Source organism: Franconibacter sp. IITDAS19, assembly GCF_023079515.1.
Classification (GTDB): domain Bacteria; phylum Pseudomonadota; class Gammaproteobacteria; order Enterobacterales; family Enterobacteriaceae; genus Franconibacter; species Franconibacter pulveris.
In genome coordinates this window covers 331,104-346,773 of record NZ_JALJCP010000003.1, presented here as the reverse complement: position 1 = coordinate 346,773, position 15,670 = coordinate 331,104, and the positions used below count along the sequence as shown (strand labels likewise).

The 15,670-nt window shown below is 58.0% G+C and carries 16 protein-coding genes and 1 pseudogene; 15 read left to right on the top strand and 2 right to left on the bottom strand.

Features of this window, described 5'->3' with window-relative positions:
* Positions 1-344 precede the first annotated feature (344 nt).
* The 8 genes from metK to ruvX all read left to right on the top strand — a co-directional run bounded on the left by metK (position 345) and on the right by ruvX (position 7,541).
* On the top strand, positions 345-1,499 hold the full coding sequence (gene metK / locus MT962_RS11340) for a methionine adenosyltransferase (RefSeq protein WP_024560374.1): 1,155 nt from the start codon (positions 345-347) through the stop codon (positions 1,497-1,499).
* A 403-nt stretch (positions 1,500-1,902) separates the two neighbouring features.
* Positions 1,903-3,297 (top strand): sugar porter family MFS transporter, encoded by a 1,395-nt coding sequence (locus MT962_RS11335; protein WP_024555558.1) that lies wholly within the window; start codon positions 1,903-1,905, stop codon positions 3,295-3,297.
* A gap of 82 nt (positions 3,298-3,379) precedes the next feature.
* On the top strand, positions 3,380-3,892 hold the full coding sequence (locus MT962_RS11330) for a SprT family zinc-dependent metalloprotease (protein WP_071788405.1): 513 nt from the start codon (positions 3,380-3,382) through the stop codon (positions 3,890-3,892).
* An 82-nt stretch (positions 3,893-3,974) separates the two neighbouring features.
* Complete coding sequence (gene endA, locus MT962_RS11325) at positions 3,975-4,682, top strand: deoxyribonuclease I (RefSeq protein ID WP_247365614.1); 708 nt, start codon at positions 3,975-3,977, stop codon at positions 4,680-4,682.
* Positions 4,683-4,757: 75 nt separating this feature from the next.
* Positions 4,758-5,489, top strand: coding sequence for a 16S rRNA (uracil(1498)-N(3))-methyltransferase (gene rsmE, locus MT962_RS11320; protein ID WP_247365612.1), 732 nt, complete (start codon positions 4,758-4,760; stop codon positions 5,487-5,489).
* A gap of 12 nt (positions 5,490-5,501) precedes the next feature.
* Complete coding sequence (gshB, locus tag MT962_RS11315) at positions 5,502-6,449, top strand: glutathione synthase (protein WP_024555562.1); 948 nt, start codon at positions 5,502-5,504, stop codon at positions 6,447-6,449.
* A gap of 112 nt (positions 6,450-6,561) precedes the next feature.
* The gene (locus tag MT962_RS11310; RefSeq protein WP_024551335.1) at positions 6,562-7,125 is read left to right on the top strand and encodes a YqgE/AlgH family protein; all 564 of its coding nucleotides are present in this window, start codon (positions 6,562-6,564) and stop codon (positions 7,123-7,125) included.
* Positions 7,125-7,541 (top strand): Holliday junction resolvase RuvX, encoded by a 417-nt coding sequence (ruvX, locus tag MT962_RS11305; protein WP_024555563.1) that lies wholly within the window; start codon positions 7,125-7,127, stop codon positions 7,539-7,541. The genes MT962_RS11310 and ruvX overlap by 1 nt, the downstream gene beginning before the upstream one ends.
* A gap of 164 nt (positions 7,542-7,705) precedes the next feature.
* Here ruvX and MT962_RS11300 read toward each other — a convergent pair whose 3' ends face one another.
* Complete coding sequence (locus MT962_RS11300) at positions 7,706-8,398, bottom strand: IclR family transcriptional regulator (protein ID WP_247365610.1); 693 nt, start codon at positions 8,396-8,398, stop codon at positions 7,706-7,708.
* Positions 8,399-8,453: 55 nt separating this feature from the next.
* On the opposite strand from MT962_RS11300, the gene MT962_RS11295 reads away from it, so the two are divergent.
* A complete protein-coding gene (locus tag MT962_RS11295; protein ID WP_247365609.1) occupies positions 8,454-10,712 on the top strand; it encodes an FAD-dependent oxidoreductase in 2,259 nt (752 codons plus the stop codon).
* On the opposite strand, the gene MT962_RS11290 is transcribed toward MT962_RS11295, so the two are convergent.
* Complete coding sequence (locus MT962_RS11290) at positions 10,713-11,726, bottom strand: type IV pilus twitching motility protein PilT (protein ID WP_247365608.1); 1,014 nt, start codon at positions 11,724-11,726, stop codon at positions 10,713-10,715. It lies immediately after the preceding gene.
* A gap of 18 nt (positions 11,727-11,744) precedes the next feature.
* Between MT962_RS11290 and MT962_RS11285 the strand changes: the two genes are divergently transcribed.
* The 6 genes and pseudogenes from MT962_RS11285 (at position 11,745) to MT962_RS11260 (ending at position 15,510) form a co-directional block, all read left to right on the top strand.
* Positions 11,745-12,458 (top strand): YggS family pyridoxal phosphate-dependent enzyme, encoded by a 714-nt coding sequence (locus MT962_RS11285; protein WP_024555567.1) that lies wholly within the window; start codon positions 11,745-11,747, stop codon positions 12,456-12,458.
* A gap of 15 nt (positions 12,459-12,473) precedes the next feature.
* Positions 12,474-13,028: a YggT family protein gene (locus MT962_RS11280; protein ID WP_024555568.1), complete on the top strand. Its 555-nt coding sequence runs from the start codon at positions 12,474-12,476 to the stop codon at positions 13,026-13,028.
* Entirely contained in the window at positions 13,025-13,315 is a 291-nt protein-coding gene (gene yggU / locus MT962_RS11275; RefSeq protein WP_024555569.1) for a DUF167 family protein YggU, read from the top strand. The genes MT962_RS11280 and yggU overlap by 4 nt, the downstream gene beginning before the upstream one ends.
* A gap of 15 nt (positions 13,316-13,330) precedes the next feature.
* On the top strand, positions 13,331-13,924 hold the full coding sequence (locus tag MT962_RS11270; protein WP_024561875.1) for an XTP/dITP diphosphatase: 594 nt from the start codon (positions 13,331-13,333) through the stop codon (positions 13,922-13,924).
* A complete protein-coding gene (gene hemW, locus MT962_RS11265) occupies positions 13,917-15,053 on the top strand; it encodes a radical SAM family heme chaperone HemW (RefSeq protein WP_024561874.1) in 1,137 nt (378 codons plus the stop codon). Before MT962_RS11270 ends, hemW begins: the two co-directional genes overlap by 8 nt.
* 70 nt (positions 15,054-15,123) lie before the next feature.
* Positions 15,124-15,510, top strand: a pseudogene (locus MT962_RS11260) (DUF559 domain-containing protein).
* Positions 15,511-15,670: the final 160 nt, after the last annotated feature.

Here is a 15,670-nt window from a genome sequence, read left to right as displayed (position 1 = left end):
ACACGAGGGGAACCATCGTGCGCTTGAATGCATAAGCCGCGCGCGCCGTTTTATACCGACAACAGGGTTAAAAAGCAAAATAAAAATGCCCGCTTTGCTGTCCTTATCAGAAATCTCCGCTCCGCCTTTCTTTACCCTGCGCGCCGGCGCGTAAAAATCGCTGGAAATGAGGTTAAGATTTCACCTAGAATAGCCATCCAGAAGTTAATCCATCTATACTGATTAACATTCAGACAGCCCGTTCCGCTAAACGCGAGGGCGTTTTTCCGTTCAGAATATCGCACTGGACTGAAGCCTTTACACAGCAGTCTGAACTAACCGAATTACTCCAGGGTAAAGAGAATATGGCAAAACACCTTTTTACGTCCGAGTCTGTATCAGAAGGGCATCCCGATAAAATCGCTGACCAGATTTCCGATGCCGTGCTGGACGCTATCCTTGAACAGGATCCAAAAGCGCGCGTAGCGTGTGAAACGTATGTCAAAACCGGCATGGTGCTGGTTGGCGGTGAAATCACCACCAGCGCATGGGTAGATATCGAAGAGATCACCCGCAACACGGTGCGTGAAATCGGCTACGTGCATTCCGATATGGGCTTTGACGCCAACTCCTGCGCGGTGCTGAGCGCAATTGGCAAGCAGTCCCCGGACATCAACCAGGGCGTTGACCGCTCCGACCCGCTTGAGCAGGGCGCGGGCGACCAGGGCCTGATGTTTGGCTACGCCACTAACGAAACCGACGTGCTGATGCCTGCGCCTGTCACTTACGCGCACCGTCTGGTGCAGCGTCAGGCTGAAGTGCGTAAAAACGGCACCCTGCCGTGGCTGCGCCCGGATGCGAAAAGCCAGGTCACCTTCCAGTACGACGCCGGTAAAATCGTCGGCATCGACGCGGTAGTGCTTTCCACACAGCACGCGGAAGAGATCGAGCAAAAAGCGCTGCAGGAAGCGGTGATGGAAGAGATAATCAAGCCGGTTCTGCCTGCTGAATGGCTTAATGAATCCACCAAATTCTTCATCAACCCGACCGGCCGTTTTGTTATCGGCGGCCCGATGGGCGACTGCGGCCTGACCGGTCGTAAGATCATCGTTGATACCTACGGCGGCATGGCCCGTCACGGCGGCGGTGCGTTCTCCGGTAAAGATCCGTCGAAAGTTGACCGCTCTGCCGCTTACGCTGCGCGCTACGTTGCGAAAAACATCGTTGCCGCAGGCCTGGCGGACCGCTGTGAGATTCAGGTTTCTTACGCCATCGGCGTGGCGGAGCCGACCTCTATCATGGTGGAAACCTTCGGCACTGAGAAAGTCTCTACCGAGCAGTTGACCCTGCTGGTGCGCGAGTTCTTCGACCTGCGTCCGTACGGTCTTATCCAGATGCTGGATCTGCTGCACCCGATCTACAAAGAGACGGCGGCGTACGGCCACTTCGGTCGTGAAAACTTCCCGTGGGAAAAAACCGACAAAGCGCAGCTGCTGCGTGATGCTGCCGGTCTGAAATAAATCTTCGCCGCATTGCCCGTAAAGGCCAGCCTCGTGCTGGCCTTTTGCATTTCTGGCGGCTTTTTCTGCGCTTTCTTTTCTGCCAGCTATACTTCCTCGCAGTTTGTCTTTCCGTATCGTTCTGAAAGCGATTACATAGTGATTCTGCTACATAAACTTTCAGATTATTCCTGCGGCATGGTAAAAAAACGCATTCTGTTACATGCCGCTTCGGTTTACTCTGAAATTTATCCGGCCGCTTCGCTGCCTGTTAAACTAATAAACTGATAAATAAAGGTTTTAGCGAATTACATAGCTTGACATTGATGTAACCGATTACACTCATGTGATTCGTATCACATCATTTTACGGTACGCTAACCTACGATTCACATCGATAAAACCAATACCAACTGGAGGGCAGTATGCCTGACAATAAAAAACAGGGGCGTTCAAACAAGGCCATGACGTTCTTTGTCTGTTTTCTCGCGGCCCTGGCGGGACTGCTTTTTGGCCTCGACATTGGCGTGATTGCGGGCGCGTTGCCCTTTATTGCCGATGATTTCCAGATTACTTCACACCAGCAGGAGTGGGTGGTCAGCTCGATGATGTTCGGCGCGGCGGTTGGCGCAGTGGGCAGCGGCTGGCTCTCATCCAGCCTCGGGCGTAAAAAGAGTCTGATGATTGGCTCGGTGCTGTTTGTGGCAGGCTCGCTCTGCTCCGCTTTCGCGCCGAACGTAGAAGTCCTGATTGTTTCCCGCGTACTGCTGGGCCTGGCGGTAGGTATCGCTTCCTACACCGCCCCGCTCTATCTCTCTGAGATTGCGCCGGAAAAAATCCGCGGCAGCATGATCTCCATGTATCAGCTGATGATTACCATCGGGATTCTGGGCGCGTACCTTTCGGACACCGCCTTCAGCTATACCGGCAACTGGCGCTGGATGCTGGGCGTCATCACCATTCCGGCGGTACTGCTGCTGATTGGCGTTTTCTTCCTGCCGGACAGCCCGCGCTGGTTCGCCGCCAAACGCCGCTTCCACGATGCGGAGCGCGTGCTGATGCGTCTGCGCGACTCCAGCGCCGAGGCGCGCAATGAGCTTGAAGAGATCCGTGAAAGCCTGAAGGTAAAACAGAGCGGCTGGGCGCTGTTCAAGGAGAACAGCAACTTCCGCCGCGCCGTCTTCCTGGGGGTGCTGCTTCAGGTGATGCAACAGTTCACCGGCATGAACGTCATCATGTACTACGCGCCGAAAATCTTTGAACTGGCGGGCTATTCCAATACCAACGAGCAGATGTGGGGCACCGTTATTGTTGGCCTGACTAACGTGCTGGCGACCTTTATCGCTATCGGCCTGGTGGATCGCTGGGGCCGCAAGCCGACGCTTATCCTGGGCTTTATCGTGATGGCGTCGGGAATGGGCATTCTCGGCACCATGCTGCATCTGGGTATTCACACTCCGACCGCGCAGTACTTTGCCGTGGCGATGCTGCTGATGTTTATTATCGGCTTCGCGATGAGCGCCGGTCCGCTGATTTGGGTGCTGTGTTCTGAAATCCAGCCGCTGAAAGGCCGCGATTTCGGTATCACGCTCTCCACCGCGACCAACTGGATAGCCAACATGATTGTCGGCGCCACCTTCCTGACCATGCTCAACACGCTGGGCAACGCCAACACCTTCTGGGTATACGCGGCGCTGAACCTCTTCTTTATCGTGTTGACCGTCTGGCTGGTGCCGGAAACCAAGCACGTTTCGCTTGAGCATATTGAACGTAACCTGATGAAAGGCCGTCGCCTGCGCGAGATTGGCGCCCACGACTAACCTTTCAGGCCTCTCCCCTCACGGGGGGAGGCTTATTTCCGCCGCTTGCCCTCCTTCCCGCCATTCTCTATGCTCTGCCGTTATGAAAACCCCACGTCTCCCTATCGCCGTTCAACAGGCCGTTATGCGCAGCCTGCGCGAAAACCTGCAGCGCGCAAACCTTCATCTTGGGCGTAACTATCCCGAGCCGAAAATCGTTTATCAACAGCGCGGCACGGCGGCAGGCACCGCCTGGCTTGAGAGCTACGAAATTCGCCTCAACCCGGTGTTGCTGCTGGAAAACCAGCAGGCGTTTTATGAAGAAGTGGTGCCGCATGAGCTGGCGCATCTGTTGGTCTGGAAACATTTCGGACGCGTCGCGCCGCACGGCAAAGAGTGGAAATGGATGATGGAAGCGGTGCTTGGCGTGCCGGCGCGCCGTACGCACCAGTTTGAACTGGACTCCGTTCGCCGCAACACCTATCCCTACCGCTGCAGTTGCCAGCAACATCAGCTTACCGTACGGCGCCACAACCGCGTGCTGCGCGGTGAAACAGAGTACCGCTGCGTGCGCTGCGGCGAAAAATTGCGCCCGGAAACCCCGCCTTTATCCTGAACCGGAAATTTTAAGCGCCTTTGAATTGCTTCTGACGCTTTCCTTCGCTACGGTGCGAGCACTTGTCACATGGAGTTGGAAGATGTCTCGCAAAATTTCGCTTACGGTGGCGCTAACCGCCGCCCTGCTTTCCGGCGGTTCATTCGCCGCAGGCATTCATAGTTTTTCTCAGGCCAAGGCTGCCAGCGTGAAAGTAAACGCTGACGCACCGGGTGATTTTTACTGCGGCTGCAAGATTACCTGGCAGGGGAAAAAGGGCATTCCGGATCTGGCATCTTGCGGCTACAAAGTGCGTAAAAACGAGAACCGCGCTTCGCGCATTGAGTGGGAGCACGTCGTGCCCGCCTGGCAGTTCGGCCACCAGCGTCAGTGCTGGCAGGATGGCGGACGTAAAAACTGCGATAAAGATCCGGTTTACCGCCAGATGGAAATCGATCTGCATAACCTGCAACCTGCGGTAGGCGAAGTGAACGGCGACCGTGGAAATTTCCTCTACAACCAGTGGAAAGGGGGCGAAGGCCAGTACGGACAGTGTGAAATGAAGGTCGATTTCAAAGACAAATCCGCTGAGCCGCCTGCCCGCGCCCGCGGCGCCATCGCCCGCACCTATTTCTACATGCGCGACCAGTACAGGCTTTCCCTTTCACGCCAGCAGACGCAGCTGTTTGAAGCCTGGAACAAGCTCCACCCGGTAACGGCGTGGGAATGTACCCGCGACGAGCGCATCGCTCGCGTACAGGGCAACCACAACCCTTATGTTCAGCAGGCTTGCCAGGCGCAAAAGCGCTAACCTACACTAGCGGGCATTGTTTATCGCGCGCTCCGCAGAAAGCCGGGCGCGCCCTTGCTGGCAGATAATAACCTTATGCGAATTCCCCGCATTTACCATCCCGAACCGATTGTCCCGGGCCATGAGCTTGCGCTTTGCGAAGACGCCGCCAACCATGTTGGCCGCGTACTGCGCATGGGGCCGGGTCAGGCATTACACTTATTCGACGGCAGCAACCAGGTCTTCGATGCTGAAATCACCCACGCCGATAAAAAGAGCGTGCGGGTGACGGTGCTGAAAGGCGAAGTGGCGGACCGCGAGTCGCCGCTGCATCTGCATCTGGGCCAGGTGATGTCGCGCGGCGAAAAAATGGAATTCACTATCCAGAAATCGATAGAGCTGGGCGTGAATACCATTACGCCGCTGTTTTCTGAGCGCTGCGGCGTTAAGCTTGATGCCGAACGGCTGAATAAAAAAATCCAGCAGTGGCAGAAAATCGCTATCGCCGCCTGCGAGCAGTGCGGCCGCAACCGCGTGCCGGAGATTCGCCCGACAATGGATCTGGAAGCCTGGTGCGCCGAGCAGGATGAGGGTTTAAAACTCAATCTTCACCCGCGAGCGGCGCACAGCATCAACACGCTGCCGCTGCCGGTTGAGCGCGTGCGGTTGCTGATCGGCCCGGAAGGCGGCCTGTCGGCGGATGAAATCGCCATGACGGCGCGCTACCATTTTACTGATATTCTGTTGGGACCTCGCGTTCTGCGCACTGAGACTACCGCGCTCACCGCCATCACCGCGCTACAGGTGCGTTTTGGCGATCTGGGCTAAAGGAGAAAGAGAATGATTAAGCTCGGCATCGTGATGGACCCCATCGCAACCATTAATATTAAAAAAGACACCAGCTTCGCTATGCTGCTGGAAGCGCAGCGCCGCGGGTATGAGCTGCACTATATGGAGATGGCGGATCTTTACCTGATTAACGGCGAAGCGCGCGCCCGCACTCGTCGCGTCAGCGTGGAACAGAACTACGACAAGTGGTATGAATTCGGCAACGAGCAGGATATCGAACTCGCCGATCTCGACGTCATCCTGATGCGCAAAGACCCGCCGTTTGATACCGAATTCATCTACGCGACCTATATTCTTGAGCGTGCCGAAGAGAAAGGCACCCTTATCGTCAACAAGCCGCAGAGCCTGCGCGACTGCAACGAAAAGCTGTTCACCGCCTGGTTCCCGGACCTGACTCCGGAAACGCTGGTGACCCGCAATAAAGCGCAGTTGAAAGCGTTCTGGCAAAAGCATGGCGATATCATCCTCAAACCGCTGGACGGCATGGGCGGCACCTCTATTTTCCGCGTCAAAGAAGGCGACCCGAACCTTTCGGTAATTGCAGAAACCCTGACGCTGCTCGGCAGCCGCTACTGCATGGCGCAAAATTACCTGCCGGCCATTAAAGATGGCGACAAGCGCGTACTGGTGGTGGATGGCGAGCCGGTGCCTTACTGCCTGGCGCGTATTCCGCAGGGCGGCGAAACGCGCGGCAACCTGGCGGCGGGCGGCCGTGGCGAACCGCGTCCGCTGAGCGACAGCGACTGGGCGATTGCCCGCCGCGTAGCGCCGACGCTGAAAGAGAAAGGGCTGATTTTTGTAGGCCTGGATATCATCGGCGACCGTCTGACGGAGATTAACGTCACAAGCCCCACCTGCGTGCGTGAAATCGAAGCGGAATTCCCCATCTCCATCACCGGCATGTTGATGGACGCCATTGAGAAACGCCTGGCAAAATAATCTTTACGGCGGGCGCAGGCCCGCCTTTTCCTCCCACCTGGTGACAGTCCGCCACTTTGCCCCCATACTTGGCCTTGTCGCTTTTTCAACCAGGACTACAGAACCTTTGACAATGAATTTACAGCATCACTTTCTGATTGCCATGCCGGCCTTGCAGGATCCTCTCTTCCGGCGTTCCGTGGTTTACATCTGCGAATATAACGACGAAGGCGCCATGGGAATCGTCATCAACAAGCCGCTGGAAAACCTGCAGGTCGAAGGGGTTTTGCAGAAGCTGAAAATCAACCCGGAACCGCGCGACCCGGCTATTCGCCTGGATAAGCCGGTTTTTCTCGGCGGACCGCTGGCGGAAGATCGCGGTTTTATCCTGCATACTCCGCCGGATAAGTTTGCTTCGAGCATCCGGATTTCCGATAACACCATTATCACCACCTCCCGCGACGTGCTGGAAACCATGGGCACCGCTGAGCAACCTTCCGACATTATCGTGGCGCTGGGCTACTCGTCATGGGAGAAAGGTCAGCTGGAGCAAGAGCTGCTGGAAAACGCCTGGCTCACCGCGCCTGCCGATCTCAATATTCTCTTTCGCACGCCGATTGCCGACCGCTGGCGCGAGGCTGCGAAGCTTATCGGCATTGATATCCATACCATGCCCGGCGTGGCGGGGCACGCCTGATGAGCGGCACCTTACTTGCCTTTGACTTTGGCACCCGCAGCATCGGAGTGGCCGTAGGTCAGCGCATCACCGGCACCGCCCGTCCGCTGACGGCGCTGAAAGCGCAAAACGGCACGCCGGACTGGACGCTTATCGAACGTCTGATAAAAGAGTGGCAGCCGGAAAAAGTCGTCGTCGGGCTGCCGCTGAATATGGATGGCACCGAGCAGCCGCTCACGGCGCGCGCGCGTAACTTCGCTAATCGCCTGCATGGCCGTTTCGGCGTGGCGATGGAACTGCATGACGAGCGCCTCAGTACGGTGGAAGCGCGCGCAGGGCTTTTCTCCCGCGGCGGCTTTCGCGCGCTGGATAAGGGCAGCGTGGACTCCGCTTCTGCGGTCGTCATTCTGGAAAGCTACTTCGAACAGCACCCCTGACCGCATTACTCTTCTGATAGTGCCGGGGCTTGCCGCCCCGCCCTTTCCCTTCGAGCCACATCACATTTCCCGGTGGCGTTTCGTCAAAAACTTTGTGTTTCTATTAAAGAGACACGATAGTCATTGTATGCCAGGTACGCCAACGTCAGGCGAGCAACAGACGATTAAACAGGTTTGATCAGTAGCGCCGCCAGTTCATGGAGTTGCTGAAGACGCGCGTCAATCTCCGTTTCGGAGATATGCCACATCCCCGCCAGCGCCAGCGACGCGTTATGCATGCCCAGCGGCTTCGCCATGGAGATCTCGCCATCATCATGACGCCACAGCACATAGCCCTGCTCGCGCTGCTGGGTCAGATAAGGGGAAAGCGCCGTCCACTGCTCAGGGGTGAAGCGCGGCGACAGCGCGTCGTCGCTCTCCGACGCCAACAGCGACATGCCGATGACCGACTGCCAGGCAGGCAACATGTGAAACCCGGCCAGCGCCTGACCCGGCTGCGAACCCGGAGAGGCGTGATAGATGTAAATAACTTGGTCTTCCCACAGTACGCCAAGCGCTACCACAATCTCCTTTGGCGCATGGCGTTCAAGCTGCGGCAGCGCCTGCGAAAAAAGCGCAGAACCGCGGATCGCCTGCGCCGCCAGCGCATGGATGCCGGGTCCGGGAAGATAGCGGCGCTGTTCGTCCTGCATGGTGAGGCCAATTGAGGCCATGGTCATCAGCAGGCGGTTAACGCGGGTGGTGTTGATATTCATCAGGCGCGCCAGCTCGCGACAGCCAATGGCGCGGTCGCTGGAGACCAGATACTGCAGGCAACGGATGCCGTCGATCAGACTTTGATTGGGTTGTGATGACATAGCTGCCCTGGGTTGCGTGAATTGAGTCGTGCTCTTTAAGAAGGATACAAACATTATGCAGATCTTTCACCAAAGCGATGCCCGGGCTTTTCCGCAGGCGCAGTTGCACGCCGACCTGCTGGTGGCGGGCGGTGGGCTATCCGGCCTGTGCGCGGCCCTGGCGGCGGCGCGCGAGGGGTTACAGGTTGTGCTGGTGCAGGACAGGCCCGTACTCGGCGGCAACGCCTCCAGCGAAGTGCGTCTATGGGCCAACGGCGCCACCTCGCATATGGGTAACAATAACCGCTGGGCGAGAGAAGGCGGCATTATGGGGGAAATCCTGGAAGAGAATCTCTATCGCAACAAAGAGGGCAATCCGGTGATGTTCGATCTGGTGCTGCTTGATATGGCGCAGCGCGAACCCAACCTGACGCTGTTGCTTAACACCGCGTTGTTTGAGGTTTACACGCAGGGTAAACGCATTACGGGCGTGAAAGGATTCAACGCTATCAACGAAACCTTTTACCTCATCACGGCGGAGCAGTTTTGCGACGCTACCGGCGATGGCGTACTCGGCTACCTTGCTGGCGCGGAATATCGTGTCGGAGCAGAAGCCGCCGATGAGCTTGGCGAGAAGATGGCGCCAGGCGACAGCTTCGGGCACAAACTGGGCCACTCCATTTATTTCTACACCAAACGCACAGAGGAAGCGGTAGCGTTTACGCCCCCCTCCTTCGCTCTGAGCGAGATAAGCGAAATTCCGCGCTATACCCGCCTGACTTCCACCCTCAACGGTTGCGACCTCTGGTGGCTGGAATGGGGCGGCCGGCTTGATACCGTGCACGACAGCGAAACCATAAAATGGGAACTCTGGAAAATCGTCTGGGGCGTCTGGAACTACATTAAAAATTCCGGCAACTTTCCCGAGGCGGAGAAGATGACCATCGAATGGGTCGGCGCCATTCCCGGCAAGCGGGAAAGCCGCCGTTTTATGGGCGATCACCTGCTCTGCCAGCAAGATATTATCGAGCAGCGCGACCATTATGACGCCGTCGGCTACGGCGGCTGGTCCATTGACCTGCATCCGGCGGACGGCGTCTACAGCACGCACGACGGTTGCCGACAGTTCCACAGCAAGGGCACTTATACTATCCCCTTTCGCTGCCTTTACAGCCGTTCGCTGGATAACCTCTTTTTAACCGGGCGGCTTATCTCCGCGTCCCATGTCGCTTTTGGCAGCGCGCGAGTGATGTGCACCTGCGGTTTGCTGGGCGAAGTGGTGGGCCGCGCCGCAGCGCTCTGTCGCGAGCAACGCCTTACCCCACGCGAGCTGGCGCAGCGCGAACGCGTCACGCTTTTGCAACAGCATTTACAAGCCAGCGGCTGCTACATTCCGCGCCAGACGCTTAGCGACCCGGCGAGCGGCGCGGTTGTAACCGCCACCAGCGAATATCAACTTCACGCCCTGCCCACAAACGGCGAATGGTTGCCGCTGCAGGCGCGCATGGCGCTGCTTCTGCCGTTAAAGGCTGCCGGGTCGCTACCTGCCCTCACGTTTACCCTGCGCGCCGCAAGCCCGCAACGCCTGAACGTCAGCCTGCTGACCAGCGAAAAGGCGGGCAACTTTACGCCGGACAGGTTGCTGGCGGAGCGCACGCTGACGGTAGCGCAAGCGGGCGATTACACGCTGCAATTCGATTATTCCAGCCCGCGCGACGAATACCTGTTTATTGCATTCGATCGCAACGATGAGACTGAAATAGCGCTGAGCGCGGCAGACGCGCCTGGCATCATCACGGTATTCAACAGCCAGAACCCCCGCGTGGCGAAACACGCGCGCCAGATTGCCGACGGCGACTTCGGCGTGGAGGAGTTTGACTTCTGGCTGCCGCGCCGCCGTCCGCATAACGTGCTGCCCGCTCTGCGCCTGAGCGAACCGCTACGCTGTTTTGAAGCGCAAAACCTGCTAAACGGTCGGCTTCGCCCGGAACAGCACTTCAACGGCTGGGCGCCCTCGCCTGAAGATAAACAGCCCGCCGTGCTCTGGCGTTGGGCCGAACCGCAAACCATCCAGACCCTGACGCTGGTGTTTGACAACGATTTCGACAACGCGATGGAAACGGTGCAAATGGGCCATCATTTTGCGGTGACGCCGCACTGCGTTACGCATTACCGGCTCTGGGCAGATGAAATCCTGGTGGCGGAGGTGACTGATAACCGCCATTCTGTGCAGGAACACCGGCTCAGCGCGCCGCTGCACGTCAGTGAACTTAAGCTCGAGATACTCACCACCGCTGGCGCTTTGCCCGTGCTTTACTCGCTCAACGTGCGATGACTATCCCCACTTCGCCGCCTGCGGCTGCGCGGCGGCGATTTTTCCTTCACAGATGCGCGAAGCCAGGCTATGCGCGAAGCTCTGCATCCCCTGCTGTCTTCCGGTTTCCAGTTGGCCGGGCAACTGATGGCTTTTGCCTTCGCGGATAAGGTTCGCCACCGCCGTGGTGTTGATAAGCAGCTCATACAGCGCCACCCGCCCGCCATCGCTCGACTCCGCCAGTTTTTGCGCCAGCACCGCCCGCAGGCTGCCGGCAAGCTGACTGCGCACCCAGGTTTTCTCCTCCGCCGGGAAGACATCCACCAGCCGCTCCACCGCCTGCGCCGCGCCGCGCGTGTGCAGCGTCGCCAGCACCAGATGGCCCGTTTCAGCCGCGCTCAGGGCGAGCCGGATAGTTTCGCTGTCCCGCAGTTCGCCCAGTAAAATCACATCCGGATCTTCCCGCAGCGCGCCGCGTAAACCGTCGCTGAAGCTTCGGCAATGAATGCCTACCTCCCGTTGTTGAATCAGGCAACGTGCGCTGGCGTGCTGAAACTCCACCGGATCTTCCAGCGTAAGGATATGCCCATCCAGCGTCTGGTTGAGGTAGTCGACCATCGCCGCCAGCGTGGTCGATTTTCCGCTGCCCGTCGCCCCGGTCACCAGAATCAGGCCATCCGGCGCCTGCAGCAGCCCGGTTAACGCCGCTGGCGGATCGAGCGACGACAGCTGCGGACAGCGCGTGGGCAGCAAACGCAGCGCGAGCGAAAGCCCGTTTTGCTGCCGGAAGGCGTTGACGCGCAGCCGCGCCCCGCCAGGCAGCGAGACGGCGAAATCAAGTTGCCCGTTAAAGGCAAGCTCGCTGCGCTGAGTTTCATTAAGCCACTCGCCGAGCAAGGTTTCAGGTTCAGGCAGCGGGTGCGGCACCGGCTCCAGCCTGCCGCGCCGACGCCATCGCGCAGGCAACGCGCTGCACAGGTGTAGATCCGAAACGTTATGCTTTACACTAAGCGCCACCAGTTCATCCATATCCATACCGCTTCCCGATAAATCATGAGTGAGATAGAGCGCAACTTAGCGCAAGTGCAGCAGAAGATCTCAGCGGCGGCCCAACGCTGCGGCAGGTCTTCAGAAGAAGTTACGTTGCTTGCAGTAAGCAAAACCAAACCTGCGAGCGCCCTCGCAGAAGCTATCGCCGCCGGGCAGCGCGCCTTTGGGGAAAATTACGTGCAGGAAGGGGTGGAGAAGATCCTTCATTTCCGGCAACGCGGCGTGGAAGGGTTGCAGTGGCACTTTATCGGTCCGCTGCAGTCCAACAAAAGCCGCCTGGTGGCGGAGCATTTCGACTGGTGTCATACCGTCGACCGCCTGCGCATCGCCAGCCGCTTAAGCGACCAGCGCCCCGATAATCTGCCGCCGCTCAATGTGCTGATCCAAATTAATATCAGCGATGAACAAAGCAAATCAGGCATTCCCTTAAGCGAGCTGGATGCGCTGGCGGCGCAGGTATCGCAACTGCCGCGCGTTCAGCTTCGCGGGCTGATGGCCATTCCCGCGCCGGAACCCGATTACGAGCGGCAGTTTGCCGTCGCACGTCAAATGGCGGTAGCATTTAACGAGCTGAAAAGCCGCTATCCGTCTGTCGATACGCTATCTCTGGGCATGACCGACGACATGGAAGCCGCGATAGCGGCGGGCAGCACCATGGTGCGCATTGGAACCGCCATTTTTGGCGCGCGGGATTACACGCGCCACACTGAACAATAACTACTGAGGAACGCCATGCTGACGTTGACTTTTCTGGTCAAGACCCTGATTGAGCTGTACGTAATGGTGCTGCTGCTGCGCATCTGGATGCAGTGGTCGCGCTGCGATTTTTATAACCCCTTCGCGCAGTTTATTGTGAAAGTAACGCAGCCGGTTATCGGGCCGCTGCGTCGCATCATCCCGTCCCTCGGGCCGATAGACACCGCTTCACTGCTGGTGGCGTTTATTCTGACGACGCTGAAATATCCGTTGCTGCTGCTTATCCAGGCGGGCGTACTGTCGCTGGATCCGATGAACCTGTTGGTAGGCGCGCTCTCGCTGCTGAAATCCGCGGGTACGCTGGTCTTCTGGGTCATCATCATTCGCTCGCTGATGAGCTGGGTGAGCCAGGGCCGCAGCCCTGTCGAGTATGTATTGATGCAGATGACCGAACCGATGATGGCGCCGATCCGCCGCATCATTCCGGCGATGGGCGGCATCGATTTTTCAGCGATGGGCGTCATCATTATCCTTTATCTGCTGAACTACCTCGGCATGGATCTCTTCCCGGGGCTGTGGTACTTGCTGTGAGTGCAGTAAGCCGCAGCGCGGACGGGCTGGTTTTACGGCTTTATATTCAGCCGAAAGCCAGCCGGGACGCCATTGTGGGCGCGCATGGCGACGAACTGAAAGTCGCCATCACCGCCCCGCCGGTGGACGGCCAGGCCAACGCGCACCTGCTGAAGTTTCTGGCAAAGCAGTTTCGCGTCGCCAAAAGCCAGGTTTTCATTGAAAAAGGCGAACTGGGCCGCCATAAGCAAGTCAGAATCATTAACCCTCAACAAATCCCGGCGCAAGTCGCGGCGATTATCGATTAATCACAGGATTTCGTTATGCAAAAAGTTGTTCTCGCTACTGGCAACGCCGGTAAAGTGCGCGAGCTGGCCTCGCTGCTGCAAGACTTTGGCTTAGAGGTGGTGGCGCAGACCGAGCTTGGGGTTGAGTCCGCTGAAGAGACCGGACTCACCTTTATTGAGAACGCCATCCTGAAAGCGCGCCACGCGGCGCAGGTAACCGGCCTGCCGGCGATTGCCGATGACTCCGGGCTTGCGGTCGACATTCTGGGCGGCGCGCCGGGCATCTATTCCGCACGCTACGCAGGCGTTGAAGCAACCGATCAACAAAACCTCGAAAAGCTGCTGGCGGCGCTTGAAGATGTGCCTGAAGGCAAACGTCAGGCGCAATTTCACTGCGTACTGGTTTATATGCGCCATGCCGACGACCCGACGCCGCTGGTGTGTCACGGCAGTTGGGAAGGCGTTATTACCCGCAAGCCTGCCGGTGAAGGCGGCTTTGGCTACGACCCGATTTTCTTTGTCCCTTCCGAGGGCAAAACCGCGGCGGAGCTGACGCGGGAAGAGAAAAGCGCCATTTCCCACCGCGGACAGGCGTTGAAACTGTTACTGGAAGCAATGCGTAATGGCTAATTTGCCACCCTTAAGTCTTTATATTCATATTCCCTGGTGCGTGCAGAAGTGTCCTTACTGCGACTTCAACTCGCACGCGCTTAAGGGCGAGGTGCCGCACGATGATTACGTCCAGCATCTGTTAACCGACCTTGATAACGACGCCTCTTATGCCCAGGGACGCGAGGTAAAAACCATTTTTATCGGCGGCGGCACGCCGAGCCTGCTTTCGGGTCCGGCGATGCAGCAACTGCTCGACGGCGTACGCGCGCGCCTGAACCTGGCCGCCGATGCGGAGATAACCATGGAGGCCAACCCAGGCACCGTGGAAGCTGACCGCTTTGTGGAGTACCAGCGCGCCGGCGTGAACCGTATTTCCATCGGCGTGCAGAGCTTTAGCGAGCCGAAGCTCAAGCGCCTTGGCCGCATTCACGGGCCGGATGAGGCGAAGCGCGCAGCAAACCTTGCAAGCGGGCTGGGGCTTCGCAGCTTTAACCTCGACCTGATGCACGGCCTGCCGGACCAGTCGCTGGACGAGGCGCTGGACGATTTGCGTCAGGCCATTGCGCTCAACCCGCCGCACCTGTCCTGGTATCAACTGACGATTGAGCCTAATACGCTATTTGGCTCGCGCCCGCCAACGCTTCCGGATGATGACGCGCTGTGGGATATCTTCGAGCAAGGCCATCAGTTACTCACCCAGGCGGGCTATCAGCAGTACGAGACGTCGGCCTATGCGAAGCCGGGTTATCAGTGCCAGCACAACCTCAACTACTGGCGATTTGGCGATTACCTCGGCATCGGCTGCGGCGCGCATGGTAAGGTGACGTTCCCGGACGGACGTATTCTGCGCACGGCGAAAACCCGCCATCCGCGCGGCTATATGCAGGGAAAGTACCTCGACCGCCAGCATGAGGTGGAAGCGACAGATAAACCATTTGAGTTCTTTATGAACCGCTTCCGTTTACTGGAAGCCGCGCCGCGTGAGGAGTTTGCGCGTTACACCGGTCTCGATGAGCGCGTGATTCGCCCACAGATTGACGAAGCGATAGCGCAGGGATACCTGATTGAAACGCCGGAAAGCTGGCAGATAACCGACCACGGCAAGCTGTTTCTCAATTCGCTGCTGGAGTTGTTCCTGGCGGAATAAATTCTGAAGGCAGATTCCACATTTATCGCTCCGCGCTGACAGCTCCGTTTACGGCTGGCAGAGTGGAGCAATGCGATACGCTCCCACTCATGCCCGCCAGCTCAGGCGGCAGTTAACTGCCCAGGAACGCCTCTTATGACGCCTCTTACGCGACCACCGCTTTGCGGCGCATAAATTTCGCCGCCAGCATCCCGTTGGTCCTTTCATTCTTGATTTCGCCTGTTGCCAGGTAAAGCTGGCTGTTGAGTTGGATGGCGGGCAGCATGCAGAGCATCGGGCATACGACGCGAGGCATACGGCATGGTTGCAGGCTCACGGTTGGACGGTGTTACGCTTTTGGAATAATAGACGATTAAATAATCAGGAAGGAGTTTTGCTGACTTTACTGGCGGAGCTTGAACATCTTTTACCCTCACCCCGGCCCTCTCCCTGGAAGGGAGAGGGGGAAAACCAATGACGCCTGCACGGGTTGGCCTCTTTTTCCGGCAAAAGAGTCCATCCATGCGGGCCGACTCCCTCTTCCGTGGGGTGAGGAGCGCTTCAGCCAGGTCGTTTAAGACGCTTCATGAAATAACAACCGAAAAGCCATCTATCCCTGCACTGACCGGTTCCCTCTC

Bases quoted from the DNA above. Each gene is read 5' to 3' on its own strand.
- metK (WP_024560374.1), top strand. From the start codon at position 345: ATGGCAAAACACCTTTTTACGTCCGAGTCTGTATCAGAAGGGCATCCC.
- MT962_RS11335 (WP_024555558.1), top strand. From the start codon at position 1,903: ATGCCTGACAATAAAAAACAGGGGCGTTCAAACAAGGCCATGACGTTC.
- MT962_RS11330 (WP_071788405.1), top strand. From the start codon at position 3,380: ATGAAAACCCCACGTCTCCCTATCGCCGTTCAACAGGCCGTTATGCGC.
- endA (WP_247365614.1), top strand. From the start codon at position 3,975: ATGTCTCGCAAAATTTCGCTTACGGTGGCGCTAACCGCCGCCCTGCTT.
- rsmE (WP_247365612.1), top strand. From the start codon at position 4,758: ATGCGAATTCCCCGCATTTACCATCCCGAACCGATTGTCCCGGGCCAT.
- gshB (WP_024555562.1), top strand. From the start codon at position 5,502: ATGATTAAGCTCGGCATCGTGATGGACCCCATCGCAACCATTAATATT.
- MT962_RS11310 (WP_024551335.1), top strand. From the start codon at position 6,562: ATGAATTTACAGCATCACTTTCTGATTGCCATGCCGGCCTTGCAGGAT.
- ruvX (WP_024555563.1), top strand. From the start codon at position 7,125: ATGAGCGGCACCTTACTTGCCTTTGACTTTGGCACCCGCAGCATCGGA.
- MT962_RS11300 (WP_247365610.1), bottom strand. From the start codon at position 8,398: ATGTCATCACAACCCAATCAAAGTCTGATCGACGGCATCCGTTGCCTG.
- MT962_RS11295 (WP_247365609.1), top strand. From the start codon at position 8,454: ATGCAGATCTTTCACCAAAGCGATGCCCGGGCTTTTCCGCAGGCGCAG.
- MT962_RS11290 (WP_247365608.1), bottom strand. From the start codon at position 11,726: ATGGATATGGATGAACTGGTGGCGCTTAGTGTAAAGCATAACGTTTCG.
- MT962_RS11285 (WP_024555567.1), top strand. From the start codon at position 11,745: ATGAGTGAGATAGAGCGCAACTTAGCGCAAGTGCAGCAGAAGATCTCA.
- MT962_RS11280 (WP_024555568.1), top strand. From the start codon at position 12,474: ATGCTGACGTTGACTTTTCTGGTCAAGACCCTGATTGAGCTGTACGTA.
- MT962_RS11270 (WP_024561875.1), top strand. From the start codon at position 13,331: ATGCAAAAAGTTGTTCTCGCTACTGGCAACGCCGGTAAAGTGCGCGAG.
- hemW (WP_024561874.1), top strand. From the start codon at position 13,917: ATGGCTAATTTGCCACCCTTAAGTCTTTATATTCATATTCCCTGGTGC.